The 14,333-nt window shown below is 70.0% G+C and carries 20 protein-coding genes; 12 read left to right on the top strand and 8 right to left on the bottom strand.

What is annotated here, in order from left to right; translation table 11 throughout:
- Nucleotides 1-159: 159 nt before the first annotated feature.
- A complete protein-coding gene (locus tag ABH929_RS17120; RefSeq protein WP_404562079.1) occupies nt 160-1,524 on the bottom strand; it encodes an MFS transporter in 1,365 nt (454 codons plus the stop codon).
- A gap of 132 nt (nt 1,525-1,656) precedes the next feature.
- On the opposite strand from ABH929_RS17120, the gene ABH929_RS17115 reads away from it, so the two are divergent.
- Complete coding sequence (locus ABH929_RS17115) at nt 1,657-2,241, top strand: TetR/AcrR family transcriptional regulator (RefSeq protein ID WP_240347426.1); 585 nt, start codon at nt 1,657-1,659, stop codon at nt 2,239-2,241.
- Between the two features lie 84 nt (nt 2,242-2,325).
- On the opposite strand, the gene ABH929_RS17110 is transcribed toward ABH929_RS17115, so the two are convergent.
- On the bottom strand, nt 2,326-2,508 hold the full coding sequence (locus tag ABH929_RS17110) for a hypothetical protein (protein ID WP_123939346.1): 183 nt from the start codon (nt 2,506-2,508) through the stop codon (nt 2,326-2,328).
- Between the two features lie 172 nt (nt 2,509-2,680).
- Here ABH929_RS17110 and ABH929_RS17105 point away from each other — a divergent pair, with 172 nt between their 5' ends.
- The 4 genes from ABH929_RS17105 (at nt 2,681) to ABH929_RS17090 (ending at nt 5,335) form a co-directional block, all read left to right on the top strand.
- On the top strand, nt 2,681-3,442 hold the full coding sequence (locus ABH929_RS17105; RefSeq protein ID WP_404562078.1) for a LamB/YcsF family protein: 762 nt from the start codon (nt 2,681-2,683) through the stop codon (nt 3,440-3,442).
- The gene (locus ABH929_RS17100) at nt 3,439-4,071 is read left to right on the top strand and encodes an allophanate hydrolase subunit 1 (protein WP_404562077.1); all 633 of its coding nucleotides are present in this window, start codon (nt 3,439-3,441) and stop codon (nt 4,069-4,071) included. The genes ABH929_RS17105 and ABH929_RS17100 overlap by 4 nt, the downstream gene beginning before the upstream one ends.
- Nucleotides 4,068-4,952 carry a biotin-dependent carboxyltransferase family protein gene (locus ABH929_RS17095; protein WP_404562076.1) on the top strand — a complete coding sequence of 295 codons (885 nt, stop codon included), beginning with the start codon at nt 4,068-4,070 and terminating at the stop codon, nt 4,950-4,952. The genes ABH929_RS17100 and ABH929_RS17095 overlap by 4 nt, the downstream gene beginning before the upstream one ends.
- Nucleotides 4,953-5,032: 80 nt before the next feature.
- Nucleotides 5,033-5,335, top strand: coding sequence for a putative quinol monooxygenase (locus ABH929_RS17090; RefSeq protein WP_404562075.1), 303 nt, complete (start codon nt 5,033-5,035; stop codon nt 5,333-5,335).
- Nucleotides 5,336-5,346: 11 nt separating this feature from the next.
- Here the strand turns inward: ABH929_RS17090 and ABH929_RS17085 are convergent, their stop codons facing one another.
- The gene (locus ABH929_RS17085; RefSeq protein WP_404562074.1) at nt 5,347-6,102 is read right to left on the bottom strand and encodes a glycoside hydrolase family 16 protein; all 756 of its coding nucleotides are present in this window, start codon (nt 6,100-6,102) and stop codon (nt 5,347-5,349) included.
- 191 nt (nt 6,103-6,293) lie between these two features.
- Between ABH929_RS17085 and ABH929_RS17080 the strand changes: the two genes are divergently transcribed.
- A complete protein-coding gene (locus ABH929_RS17080) occupies nt 6,294-6,968 on the top strand; it encodes a DUF433 domain-containing protein (protein WP_263091443.1) in 675 nt (224 codons plus the stop codon).
- On the top strand, nt 6,965-7,375 hold the full coding sequence (locus tag ABH929_RS17075) for a hypothetical protein (protein ID WP_404562073.1): 411 nt from the start codon (nt 6,965-6,967) through the stop codon (nt 7,373-7,375). Before ABH929_RS17080 ends, ABH929_RS17075 begins: the two co-directional genes overlap by 4 nt.
- 22 nt (nt 7,376-7,397) lie before the next feature.
- Here ABH929_RS17075 and ABH929_RS17070 read toward each other — a convergent pair whose 3' ends face one another.
- The 3 genes from ABH929_RS17070 to ABH929_RS17060 are packed head-to-tail and all read right to left on the bottom strand — an operon-like array spanning nt 7,398 to nt 10,214.
- Nucleotides 7,398-8,453: a DUF2891 family protein gene (locus ABH929_RS17070; RefSeq protein WP_404562072.1), complete on the bottom strand. Its 1,056-nt coding sequence runs from the start codon at nt 8,451-8,453 to the stop codon at nt 7,398-7,400.
- Complete coding sequence (locus tag ABH929_RS17065; protein WP_263091440.1) at nt 8,440-9,510, bottom strand: DUF979 domain-containing protein; 1,071 nt, start codon at nt 9,508-9,510, stop codon at nt 8,440-8,442. The genes ABH929_RS17070 and ABH929_RS17065 overlap by 14 nt, the downstream gene beginning before the upstream one ends.
- Entirely contained in the window at nt 9,507-10,214 is a 708-nt protein-coding gene (locus ABH929_RS17060) for a DUF969 domain-containing protein (RefSeq protein WP_205463098.1), read from the bottom strand. Before ABH929_RS17060 ends, ABH929_RS17065 begins: the two co-directional genes overlap by 4 nt.
- A 120-nt stretch (nt 10,215-10,334) precedes the next feature.
- On the opposite strand from ABH929_RS17060, the gene ABH929_RS17055 reads away from it, so the two are divergent.
- Complete coding sequence (locus ABH929_RS17055; RefSeq protein ID WP_404562071.1) at nt 10,335-10,979, top strand: GntR family transcriptional regulator; 645 nt, start codon at nt 10,335-10,337, stop codon at nt 10,977-10,979.
- A 46-nt stretch (nt 10,980-11,025) separates the two neighbouring features.
- Here ABH929_RS17055 and ABH929_RS17050 read toward each other — a convergent pair whose 3' ends face one another.
- Nucleotides 11,026-11,247, bottom strand: a complete 222-nt coding sequence (locus ABH929_RS17050; RefSeq protein WP_404562070.1) for a hypothetical protein — start codon at nt 11,245-11,247, stop codon at nt 11,026-11,028.
- A gap of 32 nt (nt 11,248-11,279) precedes the next feature.
- Nucleotides 11,280-11,855 carry a TetR family transcriptional regulator gene (locus tag ABH929_RS17045; protein ID WP_404562069.1) on the bottom strand — a complete coding sequence of 192 codons (576 nt, stop codon included), beginning with the start codon at nt 11,853-11,855 and terminating at the stop codon, nt 11,280-11,282.
- Nucleotides 11,856-12,006: 151 nt separating this feature from the next.
- On the opposite strand from ABH929_RS17045, the gene ABH929_RS17040 reads away from it, so the two are divergent.
- The 4 genes from ABH929_RS17040 to ABH929_RS17025 are packed head-to-tail and all read left to right on the top strand — an operon-like array spanning nt 12,007 to nt 14,175.
- A complete protein-coding gene (locus ABH929_RS17040; RefSeq protein WP_131921396.1) occupies nt 12,007-12,261 on the top strand; it encodes a hypothetical protein in 255 nt (84 codons plus the stop codon).
- On the top strand, nt 12,258-13,157 hold the full coding sequence (locus ABH929_RS17035) for an ABC transporter ATP-binding protein (RefSeq protein WP_263091436.1): 900 nt from the start codon (nt 12,258-12,260) through the stop codon (nt 13,155-13,157). Before ABH929_RS17040 ends, ABH929_RS17035 begins: the two co-directional genes overlap by 4 nt.
- The gene (locus tag ABH929_RS17030) at nt 13,154-13,879 is read left to right on the top strand and encodes a hypothetical protein (protein WP_123341207.1); all 726 of its coding nucleotides are present in this window, start codon (nt 13,154-13,156) and stop codon (nt 13,877-13,879) included. The genes ABH929_RS17035 and ABH929_RS17030 overlap by 4 nt, the downstream gene beginning before the upstream one ends.
- Complete coding sequence (locus ABH929_RS17025; protein ID WP_404562068.1) at nt 13,879-14,175, top strand: hypothetical protein; 297 nt, start codon at nt 13,879-13,881, stop codon at nt 14,173-14,175. The genes ABH929_RS17030 and ABH929_RS17025 overlap by 1 nt, the downstream gene beginning before the upstream one ends.
- Nucleotides 14,176-14,333 lie beyond the last annotated feature (158 nt).

Genomic DNA, 14,333 nt, shown 5'->3' with positions numbered 1-14,333 from the left:
CTTCGGTGACGGGTGGTTCTCCGGGGCCTCCGTGCGGTGTGGGGGGGGGGGGGTGGGGGGGGCGCGGGGGGGGGGGGGGGGGGGGGGGCGGCGGGGGCGGGGGGGGGGGCGCGGGGGGGGGGCGGCGCCCCCCCCCCGCCTCCCGGCTGGTTGCGTTGGTCAGCGGACCGACTTGATCGGCAGGATCACGAGGGCACCGAGGATGACGGCGACGCCGGCACCCCAGAGCATGAGCGTGTAGTTCTGACCACCGCCGATGCCGAGCAGGAACAGGCCGACGGCCGGAGCGAGCGACTGCGGCAGCGCGTTCGCGATGTTGATGACGCCGAGGTCCTTGCCGGGGCGTTCCGGGTCGGGCAGCACGTCGACGATCAGGGCGGTGTCGATGGCGGCGTAGATGCCGAAGGCGAAGCCGAGGACGATCTCGGCGAAGTAGAAGCCGCCGACGGTGTCGACGTGGGCCAGGATCACGAGGCCGACCGCGGTCAGTGCGGTGGAGCCCCAGACGAAGACCTTCCGGCGCTGGACGCGGTCCGACACCCAGCCGGAGACGGCGGCGCTGACGAGCAGGGCGACCGTGTACAGCAGGACGCCGAACGCGACGACCCCGACGGCCTCGGCCTGCGGCAGACCGATGCGGTCCTGCATGTAGAGCAGGCGGTACGTCGTGAACATGAACGTGCCGAAGGTGATGAGGAAGCGACCCCACCATGCCAGGCCGAAGTCCGGGTGCTTGATCGGGTTGGTCCAGAACGAGCTGATCAGGTTGATCCAGCTGAACGGCTTGACCGGCGTCGTCGGCAGGTCGTCGCGGGCCACGAAGCAGTAGACGAGGATCGCGATGATCGCCAGGACACCCGGGGCGATGAAGAGCACCGGCAGGTTCCCGACCAGGTACACGGCCAGGTACAGACCGGCGAGGATGGCGGTGTTCTGCGCGAGGGCGATGACGCTCGAGGCCTTGCCGCGCTGGAACTCCGGCACGTTGTCGGCGAAGCTCGCGGTCAACGTGGCGAGGACGGCGTTCGCCGTGACCTGCGCGAGGACCCAGGCCAGCGTGAGCTGCAGGACGTTCGGCGAGAACGCGAGCCAGGCGAGCGAACCGACGAAGACGATGACGCCGCCGAGCATCCACGGGCGTCGGCGTCCCCACCGGGTCCGGGTGCGGTCGGAGATCGCACCGAACAGCGGGTTGGCGAACAGCGCGCCGAGGGCACCGAACGGCAGGACGGAGCCCACCACGGTCTCGGGGCTCGTGGGGTTGAGCTCGGTCGCCTTGATCGACATGCTCACGAAGACCGGCGTGAGCAGGGCGACGAAGAGGCCGAACTGGGCGAAGCTGAGGCCCCAGAGGTAGCCACGGCCGACCCGCATGGTGCTGACGGACTGCGTGATCCCCTCGACCGAGAACGCTCGGGGCGCCGCAGCGTCCGAGGCGGTGGCACCGGCGGCTGCGGTGACCGCTGGTGATGCGGTCCCGGCGATGCCGCGGGTGGGTTCTTCCTTCGACGTCGGTGTCGACATGACTCCTCCTCGAGTCATAGGGGGCTTCGGGGCCCTCGAATACCTAGTGCTGCTAGGTGATCGGGACTGTAGCACCAGAAACCTCCGACCGGAAGTTTTTGCTCCGATTGTTGCGCCGGTACATTGGCACCTGTGACCTCCAACGATGGAATCGGCACCAGGGGCCCCTACGCCAAGGGCGTGCAGCGTCGGCGGGAGATCCTCGACCAGACACTCGACGTCGTCGCCTCGCGCGGGATCGACGGCACCTCGCTGCGCGCCATCGGCGATGCGATCGGGGTCTCGCACGCGGCGCTGAAGCACTACTTCTCGTCACGCGAAGCGCTGCTGGTCGAGGTCCTGCGGGAACGCGATGCCGCCTCGGACCGGGCTCTCGGCGACACCGCGGGCGTCTTCACCAGGCTGTCGTTCGTCGCCGATCGGAACGTCAGCGAGCCGGCACTCGTGACCCTCTACACGACCCTGCTCGGGGCATCGGTGGAGGCCGGCAACGAGACGGCGCGGGAGTTCTTCGCCGCACGGTTCGACGAGGCACGGGGGAACCTGGTCGCTCAGCTGCGCGACGAGCTCGCGGCGTCGGGGCGGCACTCGGACGCCGACCTCGAGCAGGTGGCGTCGCTCATCATCGCGGCGTTCGACGGACTGCAGGTGCAGTGGCTGCTGGACCGGAACGTGGACATCGCGGGGACGCTGCGGTTGCTGGAGCGGGTGTTGTAGGGGGGCGTGCCACGTGTCGACGTGGAACGACGTCCTCGTCGTCGTACGACGACGAGGACGTCGTTCCGAGTCGACGAACGACCCCTACTCCTCGCCGTCCTCTTCCGGGTTGAAGTGCGAGTCGTCCCCGACGTGCCCAGCGGCCAGGCCGTCCGGGTCGTTGGGGATGGTGTTGTCGTCGCCGAGCCCACCCGGCTTCTCGGTGCCCTCGGAGTCGTTCACGGGGGCCTTGGCGTCGTCGTCGTGCGTGTTGCTGCTGTCGGTCATGGTCTGCTCCAGTGCAGTGGTCGAACCGAGGGCGACGCCCCCGGCAGGTGCTGACCTCGGACGCTACGTGCCGCTGCTCGGAATCCACCCACCAGCCGCGTGCCCCGACCGGTCGACAGCGGGGTCACCGCTCGGTAGATTGTTCAACAACCCGCGACGACAGGGAGTCCCCGTGACGACGATCGACCTGAACAGCGACCTCGGCGAGGGGTTCGGCGCCTGGACGATGGGCGACGACGCCGCGATGCTCGACGTCGTGTCGAGCGCCAACATCGCCTGCGGATTCCACGCCGGCGACCCGACGATCATGCTCGACACCGCCCGCGCCGCCGCCGAGCGCGGGGTCGCGATCGGTGCGCACGTCGCCTACCGCGACCTCGCCGGCTTCGGTCGCCGTCCGGTGCACGTCACCCCGGACGAACTCCACGCCGACGTCGTGCACCAGCTCGGCGCGATGGCCGCCACCGCGCGGGTCGCCGGCACCGCTGTCACCTACGTCAAGCCACACGGCGCCCTCTACAACACAGCCTGCGCCGACCCGGTCCAGGCCGAAGCCGTGGTCCAGGCGGTCGCCGACGTCGACAGCGCGCTCGCGGTGCTCGCGCTGCCGGGTTCGGAACTCCTGCTCGCTGCCGAACGCCACGGGCTCCGCGCGGTCGCCGAGTCCTTCGCCGACCGTGCCTACGAACCCGACGGCGCCCTGGTGTCCCGCAGCACGCCGGGATCGGTGCTGCACGATCCGGACGAGGTCGCGGCTCGCGTCCTCCGGATGGTCACCGACGGGGTCGCGACCGCCGTCGACGGCTCCGAGCTGCGGGTCAGCGCCGACTCCGTCTGCGTGCACGGCGACTCCCCCGGTGCCGTCGCGATGGCGCGCGCGATCCGATCACTGCTGACCGAGCACGGCGTCACGATCGCGCCGTTCGCACCGTGACCGTCCTCGACCTCCGGCCCGCTGGGCGCGCGGCCTTGCTCGCCACGTTCGACTCGCTGCCGCAGGTCGTCGCGTTCCGCGCCGGGCTGACCGCGGCTCGGCTGCCCGGCCTCACCGAGGTCGTGTCCGGCGCGCGGACCCTGCTGCTCCGGTACGACCCGGCGTCGACCGACGCCGCGAGACTCCGCAGCGCACTCGAACGGGTCGTCCCGTCCGTCGACGCCGAAACGGCGAGCGCCGCGGACCCGCTCGTCATCCCGGTGGTCTACGACGGCGAGGACCTCGACCAGGTCGTCGCCCTGACGGGCATGCGCCGCGACCGCGTGATCGCGTGGCACACCGGCCAGCTCTGGACGAGCGCCTTCTGCGGCTTCGCCCCGGGCTTCAGCTACCTCACCGGCGCCGCGCCGTCACTCGACCTGCCCCGCCGGAGCACGTCGCGCACCGCCGTCCCGAGTGGCGCCGTCGCGCTGGCGGGCGAGTTCAGCGCCGTCTACCCCCGCGTCTCCCCCGGCGGCTGGCAGCTCATCGGCCGCACCGACGTGCCGATGTGGTCGCTCGACCGGGAACCGCCGGCGCTGGCTCCCGCCGGCACACGGGTCCGGTTCGTCGACGCGGGTGCGGCATGAGCGGGCTGACCGTCCTGCAGGTCGGCTTCGGCGTCGCCACGCAGGACCTGGGGCGCCCCGGCTTCAGTGACATGGGCCTCGGCGCGGCGGGCGCCGCCGACCGCGGATCCGCAGCGCTGGCCAACCGGCTGGTCGGCAACCGTCCCGATGCGGCCGTCCTGGAGGCCCTGCTCGGCTCCGTCACCCTGCGGACCGACGCGTACGTGGTCGCCGCCACCGCCGGGGCCGCCTGCCCGGTCGAGATCGAGCGGGCAGACGGGCGGGTCCGCGGTGCGGCCTCGCACGAGGTCCTGATGCTCGCCCCGGGCGACACGCTCCGGATCGGCACCGCCGCCGCCGGGCTGCGCTCCTACATCGCGGTCCTCGGCGGGTTCGCGGTCGAGCCCGTGCTCGGCAGTCGCTCGTGGGACTCGCTCGCACGCCTCGGGCCTCCGCCGTCGTCACCGGGTGACGTCCTGCCGATCGGCGACGCGCGCGCTTCGTGGCCGATCGTCGACGCCGTGCCGCAACCCGACGAGCGCTGGCCGGACGACCCGGTGGTCCTCGACGTCGCCGCCGGCCCCCGTGACGACTGGTTCACGCCGGGCTGGCGCGACACCCTGACCGGCCAGGACTTCACCGTCGGGTCGGACAGCGACCGCGTGGGGGTCCGCACCACGGCTCCGCAGCCGCTCGTCCGTGCTGTGACGCACGAGCTGCCGAGCGAAGGCGTCGAGACCGGGTCGCTGCAGGTCCCGCCGGAGGGCTTCCCGGTGCTGTTCCTCGCCGACCACCCGGTCACCGGCGGCTACCCCGTCGTGGCGGTCCTCACGCCGGAGTCGGTCGACCGGGCGGCGCAGCTCCGGCCGGGCGGCACCATCCGCTTCCGGCTCGTCCACTGACGACCGGCCGGCTGACCGATCCGGAACAGGTCGGTGCCGCCGCCGGTTGAGTGGGACACTACCGACGAAAGGTGCACCACATGTCGATCACCGTCCTGCTCGAAGTCCAGTTCCAGAGCGACGTCCCCGCCGACACCGTCGAGGCGGCGATCCGCGAGACGCTCGCGCAGACCCGCGCCTTCGACGGCTGCGAGTCCCTCGAGGTGCTGGTCGACGACGCCGACCCGACACGCGTGGTCGTCGTCGAGTCCTGGACGAGCGGGGCCGCCCACGACGCCTACGAGGCATGGCGGGCGACCCCGGACGGTGCCGCAGCGATCGGACCGATCGTCGCCGCACCGCCCGTCGCGCGGACGTTCGCACGGACGATCGCGATCGGCTGACCTGCTGCGGGTCAGCCCGTGTACTCGTAGGTGCTGACCCAGTCGATGTCGAGGTGCCCGGCGGCGCCCCAGTTCCCGACCTGGAACATGTACCGGTGCGCGGTCGTCGGCACGTTCGACGCCACCGTCGTGATGACCTTGCCGTCGAGCAGGTACTGCACCGACTTGCCGGGGATCCACTCGACCGAGTAGACATGCCAGCTGCGCCAGGTCACCCCGGTGCTCATGCTCGTCGAGTTCGCTTCCTGCCCCGCGACCATCGAGTGGTGGTGGAGCATCGGCGATCCCTCGAAGTTCGCCTCCGGGTAGTCGATCTCGCCGTCCGACGAGACGTTCGACGACGGCCACAGCATGAACGCTGCACCGTTCCCGTTGCCGCCGGTGGCCTTGGCACGGACGCTGAACTTGCCGCCCACGTGCGACCACGCGCCGGTCGGGGTCCCGAAGGTCCCCGCGGCTCCGTGCTTGCCGTCGAGCGTGACGTCCATGTAGCCGTCGCGGGCGCTGACCTGTGAGCCCGACCAGTACGTGCCGGCCGTCCCGTCCGGGTAGGGCTGCCACGAGTTCGCGTAGGTCTTCGCGAACTGGCCGTTCGCCGAGGCCGTCGTGCTGAAGTTCTCGACGAAGGTCTGCTTGAACTTGCCGACGTTGCCGACCGGGGCGGTGACCCCCGCGTAGGCAACGGTTCCCGCTCCGAGCGGTGCCGCCACGACGGCTCCGATGAGTGCGGCGATGAGTGCGGTCCGCCTGATCCTGCGGTGCTGCATGTGTCACTCCCTGGTGTGACTGGTGGCACCCGTTCCCCTCGGGCACCCAGCCGGATCTCGGCTGCGCGTCGAAGGTAGGTGCATTCCGCAACGAATGCAGGGGGTTGACACCCACCCGCTGGAGATGTTGCAGAGCGGCACACCTGTGACCACGAGCCACATCGCGCCCTCGTCAGCGGTATCGTGTTTGCATGCAAACGTCGGTCGTTGATGGTGTCTACACCACACCCATCTACGCGTTGAACGAAGCCGCGCAGATCGTCCGCGCGCCCTCGAGTTCGTTCGCGCGGTGGGCTCATGGACACAAGTTCCGACAACGGCGCGAGGGTGAGTGGGGGTGGAGCGAGCCGATCCTCACGGGAGTGCGCGAAGGACGTGGCTACACCGTCCCGTTCAATGCCCTCGCTGAGGGGTACATCGTCGAGACCTTCCGCCGAGCTGGACTGCCCATGGCGCGGATCCGTCCGGCGATCACCGCGCTCCGGAACGAAATCGGCATCGAGAACGCGCTTCTGAGCGAACGCCTCAAGACTGACGGTGCGGAGATCCTGTTCGAGAACGGTGACGACGAGCTGGTCGTCGTTCGGAACAAGCAAGGCGTGTTCCGGGACGTCGTCGCGGAGTACCTCCGGACGATCACCTACCGCAACGGATACGTCCAGTCCGTACGACTCCCGACCTACGAGCGGGCAGAGGTCGTCGTTGATCCGCTCCGGAACTCGGGCCAGCCGACGATCGACCGGATCGGCGTGAGCGTCGAGAGTGTCGTCAGCCGCGTCCGCGCCGGAGAACCGATGGCGGATGTCGCTGAGGACTTCGGTCTGGCGAAGCGAGAGTTGCAATCCCTGCTCCTGCAGGCAGCGTGATCGTGCTGTCTGCCCGGTTTCTTCTCGACCGATCTGTCGGAGGGCGACTCCTCGTCCGCAGGCTCCGCGAAGCAGGCTGGGACGCTCGCACGCTCGCAGAGGAGTACGGCGACGACCGCGCACAACGAATGCGCGACGAAGAGTGGATTGCCGAGGGCACTCACGGCGGGTTCCTTCTGCTGGCCAAGGACCACCGCGTGGCCAGCCGGCCACTCGAAGCACAGGCGATCTACATGAACGACGCGAGGGTCATTGCCTTTGCGCGCGGAGAGATCACCGCTGGAGTGATGGGTGACCTGTGTCTCGAGCACGAGCGGTCCATCCATCGGCTGGCGCAGGCCAGCCCGCCGTTCGTGATGTCCCTCAGCGAACGCGGGATCCGTCGGAAGCGGCTCAACTTCCCGTGACGGGACTCAGCTGACGGCAGGGTCAGCGCGCGGCGTGCTCCCGCGCTTCCATGGCATCCCAGGCGAAGCTCGCGAGCCAGTGCGTGGAGTAGTACTCCTCGCCGACGCTGGCGGCCAGACCCGAGGCCAACAGCCGGTCGGCCGCCTCGTCGAGCAGGCTCGCGAGCCCGTCGTCGTCCAGCGCACCGGCGCGCAGGGCGTCCGCGATGCGCCGGGCCGAGCCCGCTCGCGACAGGTCGAGCCCGAACAGGTGCACCTGCTGCGGGTCGTTCTCGTCGCGGACCACCGTCGACTGCAGGATCGCGTCGCCCGACCGCACCTCGGCGAAGAAGCCGTCCGACCACGTCGCGAACTCGGCAGGGGTCAGCACAGCCCGCATCAGGTCAGCCTCGGCCAGACCGGCGGACAGGAAGTCGTGCCCGCTGCGCTCCCAGGCGAACGGCCACCCGGCGTCCTCGCCGAACCACTCGCGCGCCGCCCGCTCCACCGTCGTGGCGAGCTCGTCGCGACCGAGCGACCGTGCGGCCTCGAGCACGAGCAGCAGCCCGAAGGCCGAGTTCGAGTGCACCCCGTGCCGCACCGGGTGGGCAGCGCCGTCGACCCAGCGGGCGACGAGTTCCTCGAGCACGTCGACGACGGGCGCGAACCCGGGGGCGAGCTGCCGGATGGCCGGCACCTCGGACGCGGAGACCTCGGCGGCGAGCTTCGCGAGCCAGGCCCACCCGTAGGGGCGCTCGAAGTGCGGCGTCGTGTGGAAGTAGGCGGCTTCCGTCGCCAGGTGATCCGCGCTCAGGTGGGCCTGCAGGATCGTGGTGAGCCGGGCCTCCAGGTCGGCCGGCAGGCCGTGCGCGACCAGACGCGCTGCGAGCCAGTGCATGTGCACGGACGAGTGCCAGTCGTAGGACGTCGCGAAGGCGGGGTGCAGCTCGACCGGCAGCGCCCGGTCGTCCGGACCGGACGTCGTGTGGTGCGCCGCGTACGGGTACTCGCGCGAGGTGTTCTCGGCGGCGACGGCCGCGAAGCGGTCGGCCCACGCAGCCCGGGTCAGGTCGAGCGGGGCAGCATCAGAAAGCGACAAGGTACATGACTCCCATGTTGACGACGAGCAGGATGGCGGCGGTCGGGATCTGCGCCTTGATCGGACCGTACTTGTCCCGCATCTCGAGCAGGGCGGCCGGCACCAGGTTGAAGTTCGCTGCCATCGGCGTGACCAGCGTTCCGCAGAAGCCGGCGAGCATGCCGATGGCGAAGACCGCGGCGGGGTTGCCGTCGAAGCCCTGCACCAGCACGGGCCAGCCGATCGCGGCCGTCATGATCGGGAAGGCGGCGAACGCGTTGCCCATGATGATCGTGAAGAGCGCCATGCCGAGGCAGTAGACGACCACCGCGGCGATCAGCGAACCGCCGGGCAAGATCGACTTGATGATCGTGCCGACGGCGTCGCCGACACCGGCCTGGGTGAACACGATGCCGAGGGTGGAGAGCATCTGCGGCAGCAGCGCCGCCCACCCGATGGCCTGCAGCAGACGACCGCCCTCGCGGATCGGTGTGGCGATCCTCGGCGGGCGCAGGACGAACACCGCGACGACCACGGCCAGCACCGAGCCGATGCCCAGGCCGGTCAGGGTCGCGCTGCCCTCGGCGAGCAGCGGTTCGCCGCCGATCGAGACGAGCGGACCGAGCGTCGCCACGAGGACGGCGACCACGGGCACAACCAGCGCCGGGATGAAGAGCTTGTTGCCGAACCGGGTGGCGAACGCCGCGCGCTCGTCCGGGCTGGTCGTCGCGAGGACACTCGTGCTGGCGGACGGTTTCGTCGCGGCAGCGGTTGGCTCGGCCGGGCCGGTCTCGGCACCCGTGCCGGCGCCGGGGATGCTGGCGACCCGCGAGCGACTGGTCGTCCCGGTGAACCCGAGTCCGGCGAGCGCGACCATCACCAGGACGGCGATGCCGAGCACCCACGACGGCGCGGTCTTCGCGGCCACGAACGTGCCGTAGAAGAACGAGACCCCGAGGATCCCCCAGAACGCCGCGTTGCCGAGTCGCTTCGCGTGCGCGGTGTCCGTGACGATGAGCACGGCCACCGCGATGAAGAACGCACCGATGAGCCAGTAGAGCCATTCGCTGGTGATCACGCTGCGGCTCCCTGCGTCGGGGCGTCGACGCGTGCGTCGGCGGCCATCTTGTCGAGCGTGCGGTCGAACAGCAGCAGTCGCGTGCCGTGGACCAGGAGCGCGGCGATGCCCGTCGGGATCGCCCACAGCGCCAGGTCGATGGGTTCGAGCGACAGACCGTAGGTGGCGTCGACGAAGGTCGTGATGAGCAGGATCGAGCCGACCGCGACGAACACGTCCTCGCCGAAGAAGACCCCGACGGTGTCCGACGACGCCGAGTAGCCCTTGATCTTCTCGCGCATCCGCTCGTCGATCCGGCCGTACTTCTTGATCGCCGCCCCTTCGGCCATCGGGTGCACGAGCGGCCGCACGGTCTGCGCCGGCCCGCCGATGCTGGTGAGGCCGACCGCGGCCGTGACCTGCCGGATGGCCAGGTACCCGGCCAGCAGACGACCCGTCGTGAGCCTGTCGAGCTTCGCGATCAGGCGCTTGGCCTGGTCCTGCAACCCGTAGCGCTCGATCAGGCCGATGACGGGCAGGACGAGCGCGAAGGTCGTGACGGACCGGCTCGACGCGAAGCCGTCGCCGAACGCGGTGAGGATGCCGACGGGACCGATCCCGCCGATGGCCGCGGTGACGATACCCGCGACGGTCACGACGAGCAGCGCGTTGATGCGCAACGCGAACCCGATGATGACGACGGCGACGCCGATGAGGACGAACATGCGGGACAGTCTGGACCGCATTGTTCAACAATCGCAAGGGGGTGTTCTGCTCTGTAACACGACGGTCACACGGTGCGGGGTTCGCACCCTCGATGCCCGAGGCCGTGTCAGGATCGGGACATGACCCGAACCGTCAGTGGTGCCGACTCGACGGCCGAGCGGCTGCGCACCCTGATCGCGGCGGGCGAGTTCTCCCCCGGGACGCAGCTGTCCGAGGAGCGGTTGAGCGACCAGCTCGGGGTGTCGCGGAACACGCTGCGCGAGGCCTTCCGGCTGCTCGCACGCGACCGGCTCGTCGAGCACGTGTTCAACCGCGGGGTCTTCGTGCGACGACTCTCCGCCGAGGACGTCGCCGACCTGTACGCCGCCCGGCGGGTGCTCGAGGAAGCCGCGGTGCGTGCGTGCTCACCGACGGCACCGGCACTCGATGCAGCCGCGGCGGCCGTCACGGCTGCACGGGACGCTGCTGTCGCGGGCGACTGGGGCGCCGTGGGCACCGCGGACATCCGGTTCCACTCCGAACTCGTCCGCGCGGTCCCGAGCGCTCGGATCCACGGGCTGATGGACGGGCTGCTCGCCGAGATGCGGCTGGCGTTCCTGACGACCGACGACCCGGGGTCGTTCCACGCCGAGTTCGTGGAGCGGAACGACGCGATCGTCGTGGCGCTGCGCGCCGGCGACCAGGCCGGGGCATCGGCGCTGCTGGCGGACTACCTCGACGATGCGGAGCGGACGCTGCGGGCGGCCGCGGGCGCGGGCGGCTGACGGGAGGTCCGGTGCGGGTCCTGCCGACGCGCTCGGACCGCCTCGACTAGCGTTGGTACCGGCCGAGGCCGCGCTTCCTGTCGCGGAGCGCGACGACGAGCATGCTGCCACCGAGCACCAGCCACAGGACGGCCATGATCGTTCGGAACGTGCTCGGCTCGACGATCGCCAGGACGCCCCAGACCACCCCGACCGCGATCCACACCACGCCGACCCAGACGAGCGGCCGCCCGAAGGCCGCGCGGAAGAACCGGTTGTCGCTGCTCATGGGCCGAACCCTACGCCCAGCCGTGCGACACGTCAGCCCCCGACGAGCGCCTCGACCGCGTCGATCACGATCTGCCGACGCCGCGCGGGTGCGACCGCCGCGACCAACGAGCCGTACTCGGGAGAACTCGAGCTCCAGAACGCGGCGAGGTGCATCACCAGGCCCAGCAGCACCGCGGGCCGGTAGCTGCGCGGCAGGACCCCGGCGCGCTGGGCGTGCTCGACCGCGGCGACGGCCTCGGCGTTGCTGGCGATGACCGCTTCGAGCGCACCGTCACTCCCCCGCTCGAGGCGGTGCCACGTCGCGAGCCGTTCGGCCCACGGACGCCGGACGTACGAGTCGTGCAGCCGGGCAGCCCACTCGGCGAGGTCCTCGGTGTCGACGGGGACCTCGTCGAACGTCTCGGCGACGGTCTGGGCGAGCAGAGCGTCGAACAGCCCCTCCTTGCTGCCGAAGTAGTGGAAGACCTGCGCCTTGTTGCTCGACGCCGCCGCGGCGATCCGCTCGACCTTGGCGCCGACGAGCCCGGCCGCGGCGAACTCGTCGCGTGCTGCGAGCAGGAGTCGTGCGCGCATCGCGTCGGCGGCTGGGGGCGTGAAGCGTGCCATGCAGACAACCGTACTGACGCATTGGCAACTCGTGGCAACATTTCCGTGTCACACCGGTGATACTGACACTTTGCTAGCGTCGACTGTGTACGAACGGGCGCCGGACCAGGCACGGTCCGACGCGCTTCCGGCGCACGAAGAAGGAGGGTCCGTGCCCGTCAAACACTCTCGTCTGCGCCACATGGTCAGCACCGGGCTCGCAGTGAGTGCAGTCCTGCTCGGGACAACCTGTGTCGTGCTCGTCGCCAGCGGCTGGCCGCTGTCGGTCGCAGCCGGAGCAGCCGGGCTGACCGCCTCGGGCTTTGCAGGCACCGTCGATCCGAAGAGCAAGGCCGCCCCGGCCGCCTTCCTGATCTGCGTTGCAGCAATCGGCACGGCGTTGGTTGTCCATCAGGTGGTCTCGTGAGCGACCCGATCGAACTGCGCGGGGTCCGCAAGGCCTACGGAAAGCACGTCGCCCTCGACGATGTGTCCTTCACCTGCCCGCAGGGGACGATCACAGCGTTCTGCGGACCGAACGGCGCCGGCAAATCCACCGCGCTTCGGATCCTGACCGGGATCACCCGAGCGGACGTCGGCACTGCGATGGTGAACGGTCAGGAACTCCAGGAGCTGCCCACTCCGGCCAGGTTCCTCGGTTCCCTTCTCGACGCGTCAGCGTTCCACCCAGGTCGGTCGGTTCGCGAGACGCTCCGACTCACCGCCTTCACCATCGGTGAGCCCAGGCAACGAGTCGACGAGTGCCTCGAGACCGTCGGGTTGCAGTCGGTGGCCGCGAGGCGAGTCGGCAAGCTCTCCCTCGGCATGCGGCAACGACTCGGGCTTGCGCATGCACTACTCGGACGCCCTCGGGTGCTCGTCCTGGATGAGCCCTCCAACGGTCTGGATCCCGAAGGAATGCAGTGGCTCGACAGAATGCTTCGCCAATTCGCTGATCAGGGCGGGACGGTGTTGGTCTCCACACATCAGCTCGCGGCGGTGGAGCGGACTGCGGATCGCATCGTTGCGATCTCGCGCGGACGGGTCGTCGACCAGGTTCGGCTTGAGGAGCTGCGCGCACGAACCGGGCGGAGTTTCCTCGTGGCCGAGGATCAACCGCGCTTCGCGCATGCTTTGCGGCTCGTCGGGGCGCACCCATCTCCGATGGCAGAAGGCTTGCTCGTGGACCTCGAGCCCGTGGAAGTCGGGCGGCTTGCCAGAGATTCGGGCATCGCGCTCTCCGCACTCCGCGCAGAGGACGTCCGGCTTGATTCCTACTTGTCCTCCATCACTGAGACCGAATACGAGGGGAAGTCGACGTGATCCGATTAGTTCTCGTCGAACTGCGACGCGCGGTCGATACGCGCGGGCCGCGCTGGGCCTTCGCGGCGGCGGCCGTCAGCGGGGTCCTGTTGTCCTTTGTCGTTGCGCGAGATGCGACGACGTTCGCGGCGTTCGTCGCCGGACTCAGCCTTGCGCTTCCGCTGCTCATGGGCCTTCTGGCTGTCATGGCGTTCACGGCGGAATGGAGCACGCGCGCTGCGTTGACGACGTTCGCTGTCACGCCACGCCGACAACGAATACTCGGTGCCCGTTACGCCGCAATCCTGCTCCTCGCTGCCTCGACTCTCGTTGCCATCCATCTCCTTGCAGCCGTCGGCTTCGTTGTCAGCAGGCCCGGTTCTGTCGGTTCCGTTTTCGACGTTGCCGTTCTGGCGCAGTTCTGGCAGATGCTCGCGACAACGGTCGCGGCAACCCTCACGGCAATCGCCGTTGCGAGCCTCGTGCTGCGAACGGCGCTCGCCCTGCTCATCGCCGTGTTCGGACCTTTTCTCCTGACCATCGGGCTCGCGTTCACACCCGGCCTGGTCGACTGGCTGAACCCGTACGGCTTCGCGTCTTGGCTCGCGGAGCCGCAACTGTCCTGGACCATCACGTCGGAGACCACTGTCGGACTCGGGCCCGCGGTGACGTCATTCGCGGTCTGGACCGCACTCCCGCTCGCGCTCGGGTGGGTCCGACAACTCCGCGCGGAGCCTCGCTGATGCTTGGTCCGACCGCGGGCAAGGCAAGCGGGCGCCCTACGAGACATCGCGTACCGACGCTCGACCTCGTCGGCGGGGTGGTCGTGACCTGCGGCGCCTGGCTGGTTCTCGACCTGCTCGCCGCCTGCGTTGCTGCGCTGGCCACGCTCGCCTGGGCGGCGTCTGCGCCGAGCGTCACCGGGACCACGCCGATCCCCCAGGGAGCATCGCCGGACCCTGCGGCAGTGCGGCGATGGCGCGCCGAGCACCCGAGCTCGACCGTGAGCGAGGCGATCGCCGCCATCACGAAGTCGTAGCTGTTGACGGTCCCCCGAGCCCGCGCCGGCGAAACGTTGCGCGCCGAGCGACATCGCGTGCGCTGACAATGCCCCGGCGCACGAAACCCCCACGGATGGGCAAGAATGCGTCCCCCGATCCTCCCTAGGCTCATGACAAGCGCACCACCACGCCGCAG

The organism is Curtobacterium sp. AB7 (genome assembly GCF_044909335.1).
GTDB lineage: Bacteria > Actinomycetota > Actinomycetes > Actinomycetales > Microbacteriaceae > Curtobacterium.
Note: the sequence above shows the minus strand (reverse complement) of the source record. Positions and strands in the feature narration are given on the sequence as shown.

What these genes read in the sequence shown, in the direction of transcription:
- ABH929_RS17060 (WP_205463098.1), bottom strand. Translation starts at nt 10,214, where the DNA reads ATGTTCGTCCTCATCGGCGTCGCCGTCGTCATCATCGGGTTCGCGTTG.
- ABH929_RS17025 (WP_404562068.1), top strand. Translation starts at nt 13,879, where the DNA reads ATGCTTGGTCCGACCGCGGGCAAGGCAAGCGGGCGCCCTACGAGACAT.
- ABH929_RS17050 (WP_404562070.1), bottom strand. Translation starts at nt 11,247, where the DNA reads ATGAGCAGCGACAACCGGTTCTTCCGCGCGGCCTTCGGGCGGCCGCTC.
- ABH929_RS17090 (WP_404562075.1), top strand. Translation starts at nt 5,033, where the DNA reads ATGTCGATCACCGTCCTGCTCGAAGTCCAGTTCCAGAGCGACGTCCCC.
- ABH929_RS17110 (WP_123939346.1), bottom strand. Translation starts at nt 2,508, where the DNA reads ATGACCGACAGCAGCAACACGCACGACGACGACGCCAAGGCCCCCGTG.
- ABH929_RS17120 (WP_404562079.1), bottom strand. Translation starts at nt 1,524, where the DNA reads ATGTCGACACCGACGTCGAAGGAAGAACCCACCCGCGGCATCGCCGGG.
- ABH929_RS17045 (WP_404562069.1), bottom strand. Translation starts at nt 11,855, where the DNA reads ATGGCACGCTTCACGCCCCCAGCCGCCGACGCGATGCGCGCACGACTC.
- ABH929_RS17055 (WP_404562071.1), top strand. Translation starts at nt 10,335, where the DNA reads ATGACCCGAACCGTCAGTGGTGCCGACTCGACGGCCGAGCGGCTGCGC.
- ABH929_RS17095 (WP_404562076.1), top strand. Translation starts at nt 4,068, where the DNA reads ATGAGCGGGCTGACCGTCCTGCAGGTCGGCTTCGGCGTCGCCACGCAG.
- ABH929_RS17085 (WP_404562074.1), bottom strand. Translation starts at nt 6,102, where the DNA reads ATGCAGCACCGCAGGATCAGGCGGACCGCACTCATCGCCGCACTCATC.
- ABH929_RS17080 (WP_263091443.1), top strand. Translation starts at nt 6,294, where the DNA reads ATGCAAACGTCGGTCGTTGATGGTGTCTACACCACACCCATCTACGCG.